The following is a 15,810-nucleotide window of genomic DNA, read 5'->3' on the forward strand; positions in this document are numbered from 1 at the left end:
GCAACAAAACAAGATGATACGAAAAGTGGATGGTGCTGAAATGAGAGACGAAACCAAGGATTTTGTGACTGTTGCCGGAATCGATTGCGGCACCAACTCCATACGTCTCAAAATTTCCAAGGTGTTTGCCGACGGGAGCGTTGAGGACGTCGTGCCCCGAGTGCTGCAAGTCATCAGGCTCGGTCAGGACGTCGACAAGACCCATCGTTTCGCCGACGATGCGCTTGAACGTGCGTATGCCGCTGCCAGGGATTTTGCAAAAATCTTGAAGGAACACCCGGCTGATGGATTGCGTTTTGTGGCTACTTCGGCGACGCGAGATGCCCAGAACCGCAAGGAATTCGAAGACGGAATTGAGTCGATTCTGGGCGTTCGGCCCGAAGTGATTCCGGGAACGGAAGAAGCCGCACTGAGCTTCCTGGGGGCCACGGGCAGCGTGCCGCGAAAGGGGCTTGAGGCACCGTATCTGGTGGTCGACCTTGGCGGAGGCTCCACCGAAATGGTGATGGGCGGCGACGGTAAGTCCGCGCCTGCCACGAGCGTGCAGTCCGCGTTTTCGATGAATATCGGTTCGGTACGTATGACGGAACGTCACTTGCGCACCGACCCGCCGATGGAAACCGAAATCGCCGAAGCAAGCCAGGATATCGACCGGCATATCGACGAGGCATTTGAGCACGTACCTGCCGGCAAAACCCACACTATTATCGGCGTTTCGGGAACGGTGACCACAATGACCGCGCTCGTGCTGGGCCTGAAGAAATACGACCACCGTGCCGTCGACGGTGTGCGGGTATCGTATAAGGATATTTTCGAGGTTGACGACCGCTTCCTCAACATGACCCGTGCCGAACGCGCCACCTACAAGACCATCCATCCCGGCCGTATCGACGTGGTCGGCGGGGGAGCGTTGATTTGGAACCGTGTGCTTGCAAAGGTTTCCGAGGCTGCACAACGTGACCATGGCACGCCGATTGATTCCTTCATTTCCAGCGATCACGGTCTTCTCGACGGCATTGTCCTCGATTACGGCATGAGAATGCTGAAAGGCTGAGTTTCATTAGGTGTTAATATGCCGCGTTCCCTTTTTGCTGACGCTTTCCTTACGGTAGAGGCGATGTGGCATAATTTCAAGTTGTCGGCATTTGCCGATGTGCTCCCGTGGCGGAATTGGTAGACGCAGCTGACTTAAAATCAGCCGCCATTGGCTTGTGGGTTCGAGTCCCACCGGGAGTACTTTTAGATTCGACTTCAAAACGCGGCATTTCCCTATTTCCGCTCAGAAGAAATATGCTCAACACGCAATGCCGTTAAAATATTATCTATGTTTTCTATTCTTGACATGTTCAAAATCGGCGTGGGTCCTAGTTCCTCGCATACCGTCGGCCCGATGATCGCCGCTTCAAATTTTGTGGAATCGTTGGAAAACCGTGATTTGCTGGGGCGTGTCAGCCGCGTGAAAAGCACGCTTTACGGTTCATTGTCCATGACGGGCCTTGGTCACGGCACCGACCGCGCCACGATGGCGGGGCTCGAAGGCAACGTGCCGGCCACGGTCAACACCGATCACCTGCTCAACATCCGTGAGGAATGCGAGAATACGGGGAAGCTCAATCTCGGCGGCAGGCACAGTATCGGCTTCGATTACAACAAGGACGTCATCTTCCAAAAATGGAAGATGCTGGCAGCCCATCCCAACGGCATGCGTTTCGAGGCTTTTGATGATAAAGGCCAAAAAATAGACGAGCAGGTCTGGTATTCGATCGGGGGTGGGTTCGTGCGTCAGGGCCATGCCGACGATCTGTTGATTGGTATCCACGAGAAGGCGCCCAAAGGAACGACGTTCGCCGAAGAGGCGAGTGCGGACAGCAGCAATGATTTTCCTCCTGAAGCGCCTTATCCTTTCACTAGCGGCAATGAACTGCTCGAAATCTGCAAACGTGAAGGCAAAAGCATTTCCGAAATCGTATGGGCCAACGAGACGTCCACCCGAACGCCCAAGGCTATCAAAGAAGCGTTGCTCAACGTCTGGCATCACATGGACGACTGTGTCAAAAACGGCTGCATGTCGACACAGAAGACATTGCCCGGAGGCCTTGACGTACCGCGTCGGGCGCCGAAGATTTATCGCGAGCTTTCCGGCAATGCCGATATTCTCTCCCATAACGTACGTCGGCCGGCCGCCGTGCTGGAGACCTCGGAATGCACTTGGGTCGATCTTTTCGCGCTCGCGGTCAACGAGGAAAACGCCGGCGGCGGCCGTATCGTCACCGCGCCGACCAACGGATCGGCAGGCATCATTCCGGCGGTGCTTGAATACTATTGGCATTTCGCCGGTTCCGCCAATGAGGAAGGCGTCATCCGCTTCCTTTTGGCTGCAGGAGCCGTCGGTTATCTCTTCAAGCGCAACGCCTCCATTTCCGGTGCCGAAGTGGGGTGCCAGGGCGAGGTCGGTTCCGCCGCTTCGATGGCGGCGGCCGGGCTCTGTGAGGTCATGCAGGGCACGCCACGGCAGGTCGAGAACGCCGCGGAGGTGGCCATGGAACACCATCTGGGCCTGACCTGCGACCCGGTGGCCGGCTTGGTCCAGATTCCCTGCATCGAACGCAACGCCATGGCTGCCAACACCGCGATCAATGCGGTGCGTATGGCACTTCTCGGCAACGGGCAGCACATGGTCAGCCTCGATCAGGTCATCAAGACCATGAAGGACACCGGTGCCGACATGATGTCGAAGTACAAGGAGACATCGGAAGGCGGACTGGCCGTCAACGTCGTGGAATGCTGACAGGGCCCGGCTTCCACCTGCCCGGAAACGGACAATCCTCTCTCGCAGATTCTGTGCACTTTAAGCGCAATAAGCGCCTAGGGGTGCGGCAGTGCTAATCTAATGACATTGTAAAATAACAAGGAGGCCTACGTATGGCTACGAATATGCCCGAGGTAAATGCCGAGTTCGGTGCGAATCCGGTTATCAAGTTCCCTGACACTTCTGCACCCGCCGGTCTTAAGGCCGTCGAACTGGTCGAAGGCAACGGCCCGATGGTCCGTTCCGGCGACAATGTCACCGTGAACTACCACGGGGTCGTCTGGGGCAAGGACGAACCATTCGATTCCAGTTTCGACCGTCATCAGCCGGCAAGCTTCGGCATCGGCGTCGGCCAGGTCATCAAAGGCTGGGACCGCACGGTTCCCGGACACAACGTCGGCTCGCGTCTGGTGGTCTCGATTCCGCCGGAATACGGCTATGGCAGGCAGGGAATGCCGCAGGCCGGAATCGGTGGTGATGATACGCTGGTGTTTGTCATCGACATCATCTCCACGCGCTGAGGCACGGAAATCCAATACGATTGACCGGCCTGAGTGCCGGTCATATTTGTTTTGCACAGTGCCGTACCCGCTGAATGCAGTACCTAAAACAAACCGATAAAAAGGCAAGGAAGAATCATGGCAGAGGAAGAAAAGACCATTCTGCTTACGCAGGAGGCCTATGACAAGCTTCAGAAGGAGCTGGCCTACCGTCAGGGCGATTATCGTGATGAGATCACCCAGCGCATCGCCACGGCCCGCGCCGAAGGAGACTTGAGCGAAAACGGCGGCTATCAGGCCGCACGTGAGGAGCAGGGCAAGAACGAGGGACGCATCAACGAGCTCATCGTGAAATTGCGCAACACGAAGATTCTGAAGGCGCCGCCGGCAGGCAAGGTCGGCAATGGTTCTTTGGTCACACTCGAACTTGCGGGCAAGGAAATGAAGTACGTGCTCGGCTCACGCGATATCGCCGTGGCCACCGATTACGATGTCATCAGCCCGGAATCGCCTATTGGTGCCGCCATCATGGGTGCCAAGAAAGGTAATGAGGTCTCGTACAAGGCCCCGAACGGCCGCGAGATCAAGGTGAAGATTATTGATTCCAAGCCGATGAAGTAAGGACGTCTTTTGTCTGCCAGTTTTTACTGACGTATGACAAATACGAAAAGGGTCTGAATCCGTGTGATTATGGGTTCGGGCCCTTTTGCTTACGTCGTCAAGATATGGGATATGAAAATCGGCTGCGAAATGTTGTTAAAAGACCTGTAGGCTATACGGAGAATTTTTTTCTAGGACGAGACGTTTTCGGCATTACCGCAGGTTGACGATGACCATGTAGATGGCCACCATATGGCAGGCGTAACCGGCCACCGTGCCCAAGTGGAAGATTTCGTGGAACCCGAAGACGCGTGGCCAAGGGTCTGGCTTACGCAGCGCGTAGACGATGGCCCCGGCGATATAGCAGGCACCGCCCGCCGCGAGCAGAACGACCACTGCAGGACCTGCATAGGGTGAGAACCAGAAGAGGTCGAGGAAGGCCACGCCGGAGACACCGAAGACGATGTAGACGGCCGTATATAGCCAGCGTGGGGCATTGATCCAGATGACATGGATCAGGAGTGCCACGAGCGTGCAGGCCCACATCCCGCCGATTACCCCGTTGCGCCAGTTCGGCGTCAGAGCGAACGAGACCGGTGTGTAGGTCCCGGCGATCAAGAGGAAGATGTTCATGTGGTCGATGCGTCGCAGGATGTCCGTAGTCTTGGCCGACCAATCGCCCAAGTGATAGGCGGCCGAATTGGTAAACAGGATCATCGAGCAGATCATGAAGACAGCACACGCCCATTTGAGCGCAGCTCCGTGGGCGAGGCAGATGAGCACGATTCCGGCAGCGAGGGCAAGGGGCGCCGCGATGGCGTGAATCCAGCCTCTCAGCAGCGGTTTCGGACGTCCGTGGACGTCGAGACGGACCTTGCGACCGGGCATGGGCGGGGGAGTGATGCCTAGTGCCTCGGCGGCTTTGACCTCGCCTCGGGCGATGACGTATGCCGCCCGCCCGTCGGCTTTACGGCGGATGGTGTCGGCCTTGCTATGTGCTTGCGTACGGATGGCGTCGGCTTTGGCTTCCATGGCCTGCTGCTGGGCCTTGGTGACAGTGGCCTCGACGGTTTTGGGGTCTTTGATCGGTTTGCCGGAAATGGAAGGATTTGCGTTATGGCGATTCAAACCGCTTTGTTTCGCGTGCTCCGATGCCGAGCTGTTGCCATTTTGAGCGGAGGCATGCTGATACGGATTGATGGCTAAGGTGCCATCTGCAGTGTTTTTGACGGACTTGTCGGACATGGTCCCTCCAAGGTCTCAACTGTCTCTACGCCGGTCGGATACGTCGCGTAAATATTTGAGAAATGACATTGCTTACGCGAACGTAACTTACGACATCGTAACCTTAGTTAGTGACATATTTCTTTAAGACCGGCAACACCCGCGAAACCGACTCATAGTATCATTGAACTATGGCTGATTTTGATGAGATTCTCGCCGCGCAGTCCGATTTCGACGCCGGCGATCGTGAATGGCTTCATTTGTTGGTGGCGGACTGGCAGGTTGTCGCCGACCTGAGTTTTGCAGACCTTCTCCTGGTTGTTCGGCGTGACGATGGCAAATACATCGTCGCCGAACAGTGCCGTCCCTCCACTGTGATGACGATGCGCAGCGATGATGCCGTCGGCGACGAGGTGTCACCGAACCTTGTTGGTGAAATCGATACCGCGATGAGTGCGGAAGGCGTGCTCCACACCACGACGTTGCACCAGGTCGGCAAATCAAGTGTGTGCAACGTCTATGCGCCGGTGCGCTGCGGCAACAAGACGCTGGGCGTGGTAGTGCGCGAGACGAACATGTCGACCCGCGAATCCAATGGCCGCTACGAATCCGAAAGCATCAACGCCGGCAAGATGCTTTTCGAAATGATACCCCGAGGCCAATTCCCGTATCACGACGCGCTGATAAGCCAGCAGCACAATGCCAGGGTCTCGGACGGTTTCATCATTCTTGGGCCAACGGGCATCGTCAAGTATGCCGCTCCCAATGCCATCAGCTGTTTCCGCAGGCTTGGCGCCATCACCGCAATGGAAGGGCACTATCTGAGCGAAATAGGAACGCAACTGCTCCATCCCAATGACCCGGTACCCGAGACCCTGCCGCTGGTCCTCAGCGGCAAAGCGGCCGCCGATTGTGAGCTCGATGCCAACAATTCTATGGTGTCGATGCATTCGTTGCCGCTCTACAACGAAACTGGTCGCGCCGGAGCCATAGTGCTTTGCCGCGATGTCACCGAACTGCGTCGCCGCGAACAGGAACTGCAAACGAAGGATGCCACCATCTCCGAAATCCACCACAGGGTAAAGAACAATCTCCAGACAGTGTCTGCATTGCTCCGTCTGCAGGCGCGAAAGACGAAATCGCAGGAGGTGAAAACCGAGCTCAAGGAAGCGCAGCGGCGCATTCAGACCATCGCCACGGTGCATGAGGGCCTGAGCCAGACCGTCAACGAGATCGTCGACTACGACGCCGTGATTTCCAATTTGCTCAAGATGAGCGTCGATCTTGCGACGATGGACGACCAGCACATCCATATCCGCTACATCGGCAAGTTCGGCATGATGCCGGCCCAGGATGCCACCCCGCTTTCCTTAGTTTTGACTGAGCTCATCACCAATGCAGTGGAGCACGGTTTCGAAGACCGCAAGGAAGGCAACATCACCATTTCCGTGGGACGCAGCGGCAATCATTTGAACGTCGTGGTCGAAGACGACGGTTCCGGACTGGCCGCGGAGGAGGACAACGGCATGGCACGTTCCTCCGGTTCAGGGCTGGGCACGCAGATCATCAACACTTTCGTGACCAACGACTTCAACGGCACAGTGCGCTGGGACGAGCGTCACGGCGGCGGTACGCGCGTCATCCTCGACATCAATCTGCGTGCGGCGCAGGAAGGCGATGAGGGAGAGTACTGACACGGGCTCATCAGCTGGTGCTGATGAATAGTCATATAACAAGCGTTCCCTACGATTTCTAAGAACCGTAGGGAACGCTTGTTATATAAAGAAACTGTGAACAAGCCCATTCACAGGCGACGCGCCTTTTGGCGGTGCGCCAGCCAGCAACGAAGTCAGACCTGCATCTGCATGTTCTGGCTGCGGCGAGCGCGCATGGCGCGACGCTTCAGAGCGCGACGCTCATCTTCGCTAAGACCTCCCCAGACGCCATAATCCTGATTGGTGTCGAGCGCGCACTTCAGGCACGCATCGATGACCTTGCAGGTACGGCAGATGGCTTTGGCCTCTTCGATTTGCTGATAGGCAGCGCCCGTGTTACCGACAGGGAAGAACAGCTCCGGATCCTTGTCGCGACATGCCGCCTTGGCCCGCCAATCAAAAGCATTACTCATAGAAGCAAACGACCTTCCTATTTGTCCTCGACTGCATTCCACTACTTAGATAATCACGAAAATTACATTTTTTCAAGGGTTTTTGCCAGAAAAATAGTATTAATTTTGCGCTACCGTTTCAGCCAAGGTGCCGACCGTCCCCGGCTTGTGGGTGCCTGAGGCGAGTTGGCTGAACAATTCGAGGTTCTTCGTATCGTCCAGAAGAACGGTTGAACCCACGTCTTCGACATAGTGGTCTGGGTCGGTCCAATAGAGCGAGCCGGTTATACCTTGTTTTCCGGTGGCGGACTTGAATGCCAGAGCCATCGACACCAGCGTCAACGGGTTGGTTTGTTTGTCGACTTCGATGGAGGAAAGAGCGGCTTTGGCGACTTTTTGCGTCTTTGCCGGATTCTTCAAAGTGTCGGACGATGAAGCCTTGCTCATGATGGCTCCGATGACCTCGCGTTGCCGTTCGGCGCGTCCGAAATCACCTTTCGGATCGGAGTAGCGCATGCGCGAGAAGGCCAGTGCCGTGCCGCCATCGGCCACATGGCAGCCGGCCTGCCAGTTGAGCCCGGAATAATCGTCTTTGACTGTGCTGTCATAGCAAAGCTTGACGCCGCCCAGGGCATCGACCACCTTGGTCAGTCCATTGAACTTGATTTCGGCGACATGGTCGATTTTCTGCCCGGTGATGCCTTCGACTTCACCGGGCAGCGTTTTCTTGCTCTGCGTCTCAGCGACGGCGTTGAGCTTCATGCTGTTTCCGTCGACCTTGACCAGCGAATCGCGTGGAATCGAAATGAGTGAGGAACTACCGTGCTTTGGCTTGGTCAGCACAAGCATGGTGTCGGTGCGGAAGCCTGGGGTATCGTCGGCGCTGCCGCCGATACCGGAATCATCGCGTTCGTCAGATCCCAGCACCAGCCAGGAAGTACCGTCGGTATCGGCCTTGCCGGTGAGCCAATCGGTTTTGTCGAGTTGAGAATTGGCCCAATTCCAGCAGCCGAAAAGCGCCAGAACGATGACCAGGATGACAGCCAGCAGAGTAGTGAGAATCCAGTGGTGTTTTTTATGCGGTTTTGCCACCACATCGTTAAAATCTGAAGGTTGGGAACGGTTCGGACGTTGTGGAGGCATTGCGGAACCGCCATATCCGTGTCCCGAATTGCGGGAAGACGAAGAGCGTGCCACAGAAGCAACACGTGAGGAACCGGTGCTTTGACGAGGTACCCGCGGCTGAAGTGAAGCCGGTGCTGCAGGTGCAGCCGGCTGCCGAACGGGTTGGCGGTTCGCAGCTCTTTTCCGTGGCTTTGTAGGGGAAAATGCAGGAGGAATCTGCGAATTGGAAGGATTTGAAGGAACCGGTACACGGCCCGTATCCGGACGCTTCCGTGCCCCGGAGGGTATGAAGCTGGGTGGGGTGCCCTGCGCGTCGAATCCACCTGACTGCTTGACCATATACCCTCCCGAAAGCTAAAAGCAGTTACTACTTTTACTCGCGGGAAGGTGTAAACAGGGGAGGGTTTACTTACTTCTGCGCAGGAACCGCACATACGGTCGCGTTGAGGTACTGATTGGCGACGCCCATATACTGGCCGGTCACAGGATCGTGGATCATGCCGTTGTCCGGGTCGACGGTTCCTCCGGTAACGGGGTCGATAAGTCTGCCGTCGGAGGTGGTGATGAGGCCGGTCTTCGGATCTGGCGTACCTTGCTGCTGTTGCTGGGACTGCGTACCGTTGGAGTTGTCGGAATTTTGGCTTTGCCCCGTTGTATCTTGGCTCTGCCCGGAAGTGTTCTGCGTGGACATGTCCTGCTGGGTCAAAGGCTTGTATTCACGCAGCGCAGCCCAGGTCTCATCGGCGTTATCGGCCCAGACGACACGGTTATTCGGGTCGGTTGGTGCCGGGACGACGGGGATGGTGCGCGCGTAGATGTGATCCTGCTTGATACTGTGCAGGCTTAGGGCCAACCCTGCCAACGTAGTGGCGTTGGAAAGACCGCTGGAAATGTTCAGGGACTTCAAGGCCTCATGGGCCAGGCGGTAGAGCTGCTGGCTGTTGGTCAAAAGGTTCTTCGACAGCGCTTCGGCGATTATCTCCTTGACCAGATACTGTTGGCGGGCCGCACGCATGATGTCGCTGCCGTCGGTGCCGGTTCCGTGGCGCATGCGGGCGTATTCCGTGGCCTGGGTGCCGTCGAGATGCTGGAGGCCTCGCTTCAGGTCAAGGCCTGTGTAATCGTCTTTCGTGTCGGTCGGCAGGCAGACGTTGACACCGCCGATGGCATTGATCATCCCTTGAAGTCCTTGGAAATCGACCACGATGAAATGTTCGAGCTTGAGGCCGGTCAACGCGTTGACCGCGTTCATCGTGCAGCTTGCGGCGCTGGCGAGATCGCCGCCTTCGTTCCAGCCGTCGGCGAAAATGGAATTGAACATGACGTTGCGCTGCGCGGGGAGGACGCCTTTGGTGGTCTGGCAGCTGGGTGCGTTGACCAGGGAATCGCGGGGGATCGAGACCAGATTGATATAGGAGCGGTCGGCGCTGATCTGCACCACCATGGTGGTGTCGGCGTTGTGTTCGCCCGAATCGTCACCTCCGCCGAGAGAGGCATTGTCTCCGCCGTCTCGTGTATCCTGCCCCAAAGCCAGGAATTCGATCGGTTTGCCTTCGTTCGGGTCGACGAGTTTTTCCTCTTTGCCGTGTGCTTGGATAACAGTCTTGACACTTTTGGGCGCATTGACCAAAGTGAAGGCAGCGACACCTACCGCAGTCGAAACAAAAACCAGAATACCCACCATGGTCATGATGATGGCGCTACGCACCCGATGACGGACGAAATAGGCGGTTCCGTGCATGGGTTTGGGAGTGCGCCACCCGCCGAGGTTAGGTATCTTGAGGTCTTTGATACGGTGTGAAGCCATATCTTGCCTTTCTGTCTACCCGCCAACCGAAGCCTCGAAGGCCGCTGCGGGACTGTCATTCACTGTTCCTAGAGGGCATTGTATGCCTAGAGGTTGAATTTTACCTGAAAATCTGATGGTAGAGCCACGTCGGGCATGAGCATTTACTATACATAATGGTCAATATAAACCAGAATTTCTCCATATTGTTTTGCCATGGGACGCTAGCGAGGCCATCGTCTACACTGGTGAGCATGAGTTCCAACGGCAGTGTCGATATCAAACGAATTGTGGCCGAGGTAATCGGTTCCAGGCCCCGGATAAACGGGCAGACAGTCGACCGAAGTGTCGCCGCGATTGTATCCGTCGAACATGATGTCCGGTTTTTCCCAGCGACCTTGCATGCGTTGTTGGGTCAGAAAGTTCTGCCACGCACCATCGTCATCGGCGATTGCACGGGTGGTACGGCGCAGCCGATGCGCACCGGATTCACCGTCTCGTCTCTGCCTGAGCTTGGCCATGGTGCGGCACAGCAGCTTATGCCGGAACCTCCCGAACGCGTGGATATTCAACTGGTGCGTGCCGCCGGGGCACGTTCCTTTTCCGATGCCGTGGGCAAAGCGTTCCGTTATGCCAGTCTTCCCGCCTCCATCCGTGCGCTTTGGCTTTTGCATGACGATTCCAGGCCTGTGGGTGACAGTTGTCTGGAAGCATTGGTCGAAGCTTGGCATAATACGCCTACGGTTTCGCTGATAGGTGCCAAACAGCTTGACTGGTCTGGTTCGGCTCTCCACGATGTCGGCAGTTACGCCGGCAAGCACCGTTTGGAAAGCCTCGTGGTCGACGGTGAACCTGACCAGGAGCAGTATGACGGACGTGCCGATGTGTTTGCCGTTTCGCTGGCCGGTGCCTTGCTGCCTTTGCAGACCAAAAAAGATACCGGGGAAATCAATCCGTGGTTCACCACCTATGCCGAAAGCGCCGATTTCTCGCGTCGCATCTGCGAGGGCGGCGGGCGCGTCATTGTCGTACCGCAAGCTCATATCGCACACCGTCGCGCGCGTTTCGAAGGCATACGTAGCCGTGCAGGCGAGCCCATCGACGAAGACAACCCATTGGATTCCACGTCATCGATTCTCGACGCCGCGCAAAAATACTATTACACCGATATTCGCACTCTAGTCTGGCCGCTTATGTGGGTGCTGAATCTTTTCCGTGCGCTGTTGCATGCCATTGGCGCTCTTCTTGCCAAAAGCCCGTGGCGAGCGTGGTGCATCTTATGCCTGCCTTGGCGCGCTCTGGGTGAATTGCCGCAGATGATTCACGCCCGTCGTCAGCAGAAGATACGTCACGGGGCCGGAACGGCGGCATTGGATCTGCTCACGGCCGACCATAAGCAGATTGAGGAATGGCGCAAGCGCAGCCGTGCTCTCGATAGCCAGCAGCATACCGAGCTCTTGAGTCCTCTTGCGAAAAGCCACCTGCGCATGCGCGCTGTACGGCGTTTTGGTCTTGCCGCTCTGATGTCCGTTGTGGCCTTTGTGGTGGTTGTTGCCTTTGAATGGGACGTATTCCGTGAGGTTTTGGGTGGTTCCAGCCTTTATTCGTCATCGTTGTTGCCAAGCGGGGCGAGTTTTTCGACATTGCTTTCGGCGGCAAGTACGCCGTGGGCGTTTGGGATCGGCATCGGTGTGCCGGCGCCTCCCGCGCCATGGCTCATGGTCTGGCTTGTGGTCTCCGTGGTTACGATTGGCCATCCTGTCCTTGCCATTTCGTTGATGTACTTCCTTGCCGCACCGGCTATGGCCCTGGCCTTCTGGGCCTTGGCAGGTGTATTCACCCGTTCCGACTGGGTGCGTGTGGTCGTCGGGTTGCTCTGGGTCGCTTTGGCTTTTGCTCTGGGCGCGTTCGGCAATGCCAATATTCCGTTGCTGATGACGATGGTCTTCCTGCCGGCGGCCTTTGCGTTCACGTTTAGGGCCGTGGGGATGTATGGCACCGAGGACTTGGTACATTCGCATGCTTCCATTCAGGCTGCAGGTTGTGCGGCATTGTGCTTCGCTGTGAGCGTGGCCTGTGAGCCGCAGCTGATATTCCCCCTGATTGTCTGTCTGGTCTTTTTCCTTTTCGTCGTCCGTTCGCACCGGCTCATGTTGCTGCTTATTCCGGTGCCCGGATTGGCGCTTTTGCTGCCGACGCTGGTCAACAGCGTCCATTATGCAAATGTGGGGGCTTGGAGGCAGCTCTTCGCCGACGTCCTTCAACCTCTGCCGGATTCAGCACCGGCCTCGCTCTCCTTCGGGCAGGTCATTTCGCGTGCTTTCGCCCTTCCGTTCGGAGGCGAAATGAGCTCGCGACTGTTCATCAGCCTGCGTGGATGGGAATCTTTGGGGATTCTGGCCGCACTGTGTGTCATCGTCGTGGTGGCCGTGGTCGCGTTGCTGCTGCCGTTCGCGCTTCGAGCCTCGAGAATGATGTGGTTCGTAGCTCTTACTGGGCTCGTACTTGCTATGGCCGCTGCGCGTATCTGCGTATCTGTCGAAGGCAGTGACGCTTTCGCCGCGTCCGTGCTGCCGGGTGTCATGCTGACCCTTTTGGCATTGCTCTCTTGTGCCTGTATCGTTTCCGGTGGCGCCGTCAAGCGTTTCGTACCTTTGAGGATTTCGGAAAGCGAACAGGACAAGCAGAACCTTCAGACCGACACTGCTCAGGGCAAAGTTAAAGGTGTGGCCATCAAATTCGGGCGTGCGATGCTCGTCGTGGTACTGGCAATTTCCGTTTGCCTGGCCGGAGCATTCGGCATGATGTCACGAGGCAACCAGGTTGAGGCAAGCGATGCCGGATTGCCCATGGTTGCAGTAGACTATCTGCAAAACAATGAAAGCCATCGAATCTTGGCACTTCAGGCTGTATCCGGCAATCACATCGATTTTTCTGTGATGCGAACACGTCGCGGTGACCTTGTCGACGTCTCTCCTGCATGGAAGGCCAGTGTTGCTTCCGGCACCAGTGATCTGTCGGTTGATCTGATTGCCAAGGCAAGCAGCGAATTGCTTTCCAATGGCAACGACGATGCCATCAATTCTCTGACCAAACTTGGTTTTGGCGGTATCTACGTTTCCGCCGACAAATCCGCTTCTGACCAGGACGCCACATTGCGTCTGTTCAGCAACATCAACTCCAGCGATGGTGCCCAATCACTGGTGAACGCTTCAAACGGAACCTATTACCGATTGACAAAAGTGGACGAAAATAAGCAAGGTGTGTCGCTTAAGGGTCAGAATGCCGCCCAACACAGCACTTGGCGTAGGACCTGGCTGTGGTGCTTGGGATTGGTAATGGTGATTTACGTTCTGGTGGCATTTCCCAGAACGCGCAGATACGGGCGGGAGCAGGCATGAGCAACAGGAAGAACACTATGAACAACGACATGGATAGCGACAAGCGTCGTCCCACTGTTCCATCTGATCAACAGGCCGTTCCGACCCCGCCGGCACCTCCTGCCGTTTCGGCGTTTCCTGAGCGTTCAGACTATATCGGCAATGCAGTGAACGACGTCCCAACGCAAGTTTCGGAAACCGGTTCTGAGACGGAAGACGTAGCTGTGCCACGTTCACGTGTCGTTTCACGCGTTCTGCTGGCCGTGATTACCGTCATCGTACTGGTCGCTTTGATTGTCGCGGTGGTGCTCCTGCCTTTGCCCGGCTGGCTTGTCGATTCCGCCAAGGCCGGTAATGCCACCGCCGCGAAGCAAGTCAACCAGACTGATCTTACCTATTACTGCCCTTCGCGCATGGCGCTTTCCGACAATGAGAAATATGGTGACAGCGCTTTCCAAGCCTCGGAAGGCAATATGACCTCGTCTGCACGCTACTCAGCTTTCGGCTCTGTCTATGAGGCCACCGTCGGCGCGGTCACCAATGGCAGTGAAGCGGACAACAAGAAACTTTCTGGTGGCGACACCGTCGACAGCGCGAGCGTCAAAACCTATTCCGGTTCTGTCGATAAGGGTTCGCAGGCGTTTGAAACGCGGCTGTTGGCGGCAAAATCCGGTACCGGTGCCGCCGCATCCGTGGCTTCATGGGCCACTGACGGCGATTTGAAGGGCCTGTCCGCCTCCACTTGCGTCGCGCCATCGCTGGAACAGGATTTCCTGCTCGGCCCCACCACCACGGGAGCGACGCAGCAATTGTCCGTTGCCAATTTCTCGGCGAAAGCCACCTCGTTGCAGGTTCAGGTCTTCAGCACCAAGCACGGTACACCTCTGCAGCTTTCCACAGGCAACATCGTCAATATCGGGGCCAATGGCGAGGCGACCTTGGAACTGTCCGCAGCAGCCCCCAATAACGAAGCTCTTTTCGTCAAGGTCAAAAGCAAAGAGACACCGATTGCCGCGGTCGTGCGCAGCGTAGAGATGGATGGGCTCAATGCCAAGGGCTCTGATTACGCGGTGCCGCTGAACGCCGCTTCGAAAAAGGCCTATCTGCCGGGGATTGCTGGCGATGACGATGTAACCGTTTTCGCCCGTTCGCAGCTTGATACGGATCTGAACCTTTCATGGGTTGACGGCAATGGGGCGACACCGGCCAAGACGCAGCATCTTGAGGCAGGTAAAGTCGTTCCGGTCGATTTGGGCAAGGCTCCCGAAGGAGTCGACGGGCTTGAAGCAAGTGCGGCAAGTCCTATTGATGTCACGGCCAAAGTGACCCAGAACGCGGATTCCGGAACCGATTTCGCCTATGTGTCGCCTACCGGGACTTTTGACCAAACGGCAGTCGTGGTCCCCGATCATACCGAGGGAGCGCTTACGTTCCTGAATACCTCGGATAGTGAGACCAAAGCGTCCTTGCGCGGCTATGATGCCTCAGGCAAGCCGGCGGGAAGCAAAGAGATTACGATTCCGGCGTACGCCGGAATGAGTATCGCGGCCAAGGACGTTGACCAGAATGCCGTGATGTTCACGTTGAAAAACGGGAAAAACGTGTCCATGGGCATGAGGCTTACCCAATCGGATGTGACAGGGGACAAGCTTGCCGCAGTCGCCTATCTTGCTTCCTCGGCCCTCGAACCGCGGAATATGCAGGTGTGGGTCAACGACAACGCCGGTATCGTGCGCTAGAGTTCGGTGCCGGTCCAGTCCGGATCGATTTCCTCGGGCCGGCGGCCATAGAGATCGGCGAGTCTTGAGACCAAGGCGTCACGGATGGCCCATTCGAGTTCCGTTTTGTTGGGATGGTGCATCTGCATGGGCATCCGGTAAAGCACAATGCGGGCAGGAATGCCGTGATTGGCATTGAAGCTCTGGGATGTCGGGTTGCGTTTGGGCTCCCAAGGTGCAGGGGTGGATGGTGGCACATCTTCGACAGCGAATTGCACCGGGCGCACAAGCTCCGGCCATGCTGTCAGAAGCCGTCGGATCTGCGAGGAGACCATGTCGTCGAACATGCCGCTACGTGTGCGATAACGAGGTAGACGTACGCCGAACATCGGCGTTCTCGAACCCCGTCCATGCCGATTCCGATAGACGTGGGCCTGCCAAGGTGGTCGCAACATGGTTTCATTCTATGGTGCGCCATAGGCATTGGTAGTCGTAACATAAAGGGATATTGGGTAGTGGGGTCACCCGCGAAACGAACGGAGCAATCGATGGCAGCAGGGG

General features: G+C 56.7%; 12 protein-coding genes and 1 tRNA gene. 8 read left to right on the plus strand and 5 right to left on the minus strand.

Annotated features, from left to right (window positions below):
- Window positions 1-40 precede the first annotated feature (40 nt).
- The 5 genes from OZX70_RS03495 (at window position 41) to greA (ending at window position 3,930) form a co-directional block, all read left to right on the plus strand.
- Window positions 41-1,054 carry a Ppx/GppA family phosphatase gene (locus OZX70_RS03495; RefSeq protein ID WP_277181841.1) on the plus strand — a complete coding sequence of 338 codons (1,014 nt, stop codon included), beginning with the start codon at window positions 41-43 and terminating at the stop codon, window positions 1,052-1,054.
- A gap of 101 nt (window positions 1,055-1,155) precedes the next feature.
- Window positions 1,156-1,236: transfer RNA gene (locus tag OZX70_RS03500), tRNA-Leu, on the plus strand.
- An 88-nt stretch (window positions 1,237-1,324) separates the two neighbouring features.
- Window positions 1,325-2,788 (plus strand): L-serine ammonia-lyase, encoded by a 1,464-nt coding sequence (locus tag OZX70_RS03505; RefSeq protein WP_277181842.1) that lies wholly within the window; start codon window positions 1,325-1,327, stop codon window positions 2,786-2,788.
- Window positions 2,789-2,922: 134 nt separating this feature from the next.
- Complete coding sequence (locus OZX70_RS03510) at window positions 2,923-3,330, plus strand: FKBP-type peptidyl-prolyl cis-trans isomerase (RefSeq protein ID WP_277181844.1); 408 nt, start codon at window positions 2,923-2,925, stop codon at window positions 3,328-3,330.
- Window positions 3,331-3,447: 117 nt separating this feature from the next.
- Entirely contained in the window at window positions 3,448-3,930 is a 483-nt protein-coding gene (gene greA / locus OZX70_RS03515; protein WP_277181845.1) for a transcription elongation factor GreA, read from the plus strand.
- A 192-nt stretch (window positions 3,931-4,122) separates the two neighbouring features.
- Here the strand turns inward: greA and OZX70_RS03520 are convergent, their stop codons facing one another.
- A complete protein-coding gene (locus OZX70_RS03520; RefSeq protein WP_277182091.1) occupies window positions 4,123-4,941 on the minus strand; it encodes a hemolysin III family protein in 819 nt (272 codons plus the stop codon).
- Window positions 4,942-5,324: 383 nt separating this feature from the next.
- Between OZX70_RS03520 and OZX70_RS03525 the strand changes: the two genes are divergently transcribed.
- Entirely contained in the window at window positions 5,325-6,827 is a 1,503-nt protein-coding gene (locus tag OZX70_RS03525) for a PAS domain-containing sensor histidine kinase (protein WP_277181846.1), read from the plus strand.
- A gap of 155 nt (window positions 6,828-6,982) precedes the next feature.
- Here the strand turns inward: OZX70_RS03525 and OZX70_RS03530 are convergent, their stop codons facing one another.
- The 3 genes from OZX70_RS03530 to OZX70_RS03540 form a co-directional block, all read right to left on the minus strand.
- Window positions 6,983-7,261 (minus strand): WhiB family transcriptional regulator, encoded by a 279-nt coding sequence (locus OZX70_RS03530; protein ID WP_277144447.1) that lies wholly within the window; start codon window positions 7,259-7,261, stop codon window positions 6,983-6,985.
- Window positions 7,262-7,360: 99 nt separating this feature from the next.
- Window positions 7,361-8,704: an LCP family protein gene (locus OZX70_RS03535; RefSeq protein WP_277181847.1), complete on the minus strand. Its 1,344-nt coding sequence runs from the start codon at window positions 8,702-8,704 to the stop codon at window positions 7,361-7,363.
- 70 nt (window positions 8,705-8,774) lie between these two features.
- On the minus strand, window positions 8,775-10,172 hold the full coding sequence (locus tag OZX70_RS03540; RefSeq protein ID WP_277181849.1) for an LCP family protein: 1,398 nt from the start codon (window positions 10,170-10,172) through the stop codon (window positions 8,775-8,777).
- 233 nt (window positions 10,173-10,405) lie between these two features.
- Between OZX70_RS03540 and OZX70_RS03545 the strand changes: the two genes are divergently transcribed.
- Both OZX70_RS03545 and OZX70_RS03550 read left to right on the plus strand, forming a co-directional pair.
- Complete coding sequence (locus OZX70_RS03545) at window positions 10,406-13,552, plus strand: glycosyltransferase family 2 protein (RefSeq protein ID WP_277181850.1); 3,147 nt, start codon at window positions 10,406-10,408, stop codon at window positions 13,550-13,552.
- A complete protein-coding gene (locus OZX70_RS03550) occupies window positions 13,549-15,270 on the plus strand; it encodes a DUF5719 family protein (protein ID WP_277181851.1) in 1,722 nt (573 codons plus the stop codon). Before OZX70_RS03545 ends, OZX70_RS03550 begins: the two co-directional genes overlap by 4 nt.
- Here OZX70_RS03550 and OZX70_RS03555 read toward each other — a convergent pair.
- A complete protein-coding gene (locus tag OZX70_RS03555; RefSeq protein ID WP_277181852.1) occupies window positions 15,267-15,704 on the minus strand; it encodes a metallopeptidase family protein in 438 nt (145 codons plus the stop codon). The genes OZX70_RS03550 and OZX70_RS03555 overlap by 4 nt on opposite strands.
- Window positions 15,705-15,810 lie beyond the last annotated feature (106 nt).

Origin of the sequence: Bifidobacterium sp. ESL0732, assembly GCF_029395535.1 — a bacterium.
Taxonomy (GTDB): domain Bacteria; phylum Actinomycetota; class Actinomycetes; order Actinomycetales; family Bifidobacteriaceae; genus Bifidobacterium.

Coding starts and splice junctions, on each gene's coding strand:
- OZX70_RS03520 (WP_277182091.1), bottom strand. CDS start 4,941: ATGGAAGCCAAAGCCGACGCCATCCGTACGCAAGCACATAGCAAGGCC.
- OZX70_RS03540 (WP_277181849.1), bottom strand. CDS start 10,172: ATGGCTTCACACCGTATCAAAGACCTCAAGATACCTAACCTCGGCGGG.
- OZX70_RS03550 (WP_277181851.1), top strand. CDS start 13,549: ATGAGCAACAGGAAGAACACTATGAACAACGACATGGATAGCGACAAG.
- greA (WP_277181845.1), top strand. CDS start 3,448: ATGGCAGAGGAAGAAAAGACCATTCTGCTTACGCAGGAGGCCTATGAC.
- OZX70_RS03510 (WP_277181844.1), top strand. CDS start 2,923: ATGGCTACGAATATGCCCGAGGTAAATGCCGAGTTCGGTGCGAATCCG.
- OZX70_RS03535 (WP_277181847.1), bottom strand. CDS start 8,704: ATGGTCAAGCAGTCAGGTGGATTCGACGCGCAGGGCACCCCACCCAGC.
- OZX70_RS03505 (WP_277181842.1), top strand. CDS start 1,325: ATGTTTTCTATTCTTGACATGTTCAAAATCGGCGTGGGTCCTAGTTCC.
- OZX70_RS03530 (WP_277144447.1), bottom strand. CDS start 7,261: ATGAGTAATGCTTTTGATTGGCGGGCCAAGGCGGCATGTCGCGACAAG.
- OZX70_RS03495 (WP_277181841.1), top strand. CDS start 41: ATGAGAGACGAAACCAAGGATTTTGTGACTGTTGCCGGAATCGATTGC.
- OZX70_RS03555 (WP_277181852.1), bottom strand. CDS start 15,704: ATGTTGCGACCACCTTGGCAGGCCCACGTCTATCGGAATCGGCATGGA.
- OZX70_RS03545 (WP_277181850.1), top strand. CDS start 10,406: ATGAGTTCCAACGGCAGTGTCGATATCAAACGAATTGTGGCCGAGGTA.
- OZX70_RS03525 (WP_277181846.1), top strand. CDS start 5,325: ATGGCTGATTTTGATGAGATTCTCGCCGCGCAGTCCGATTTCGACGCC.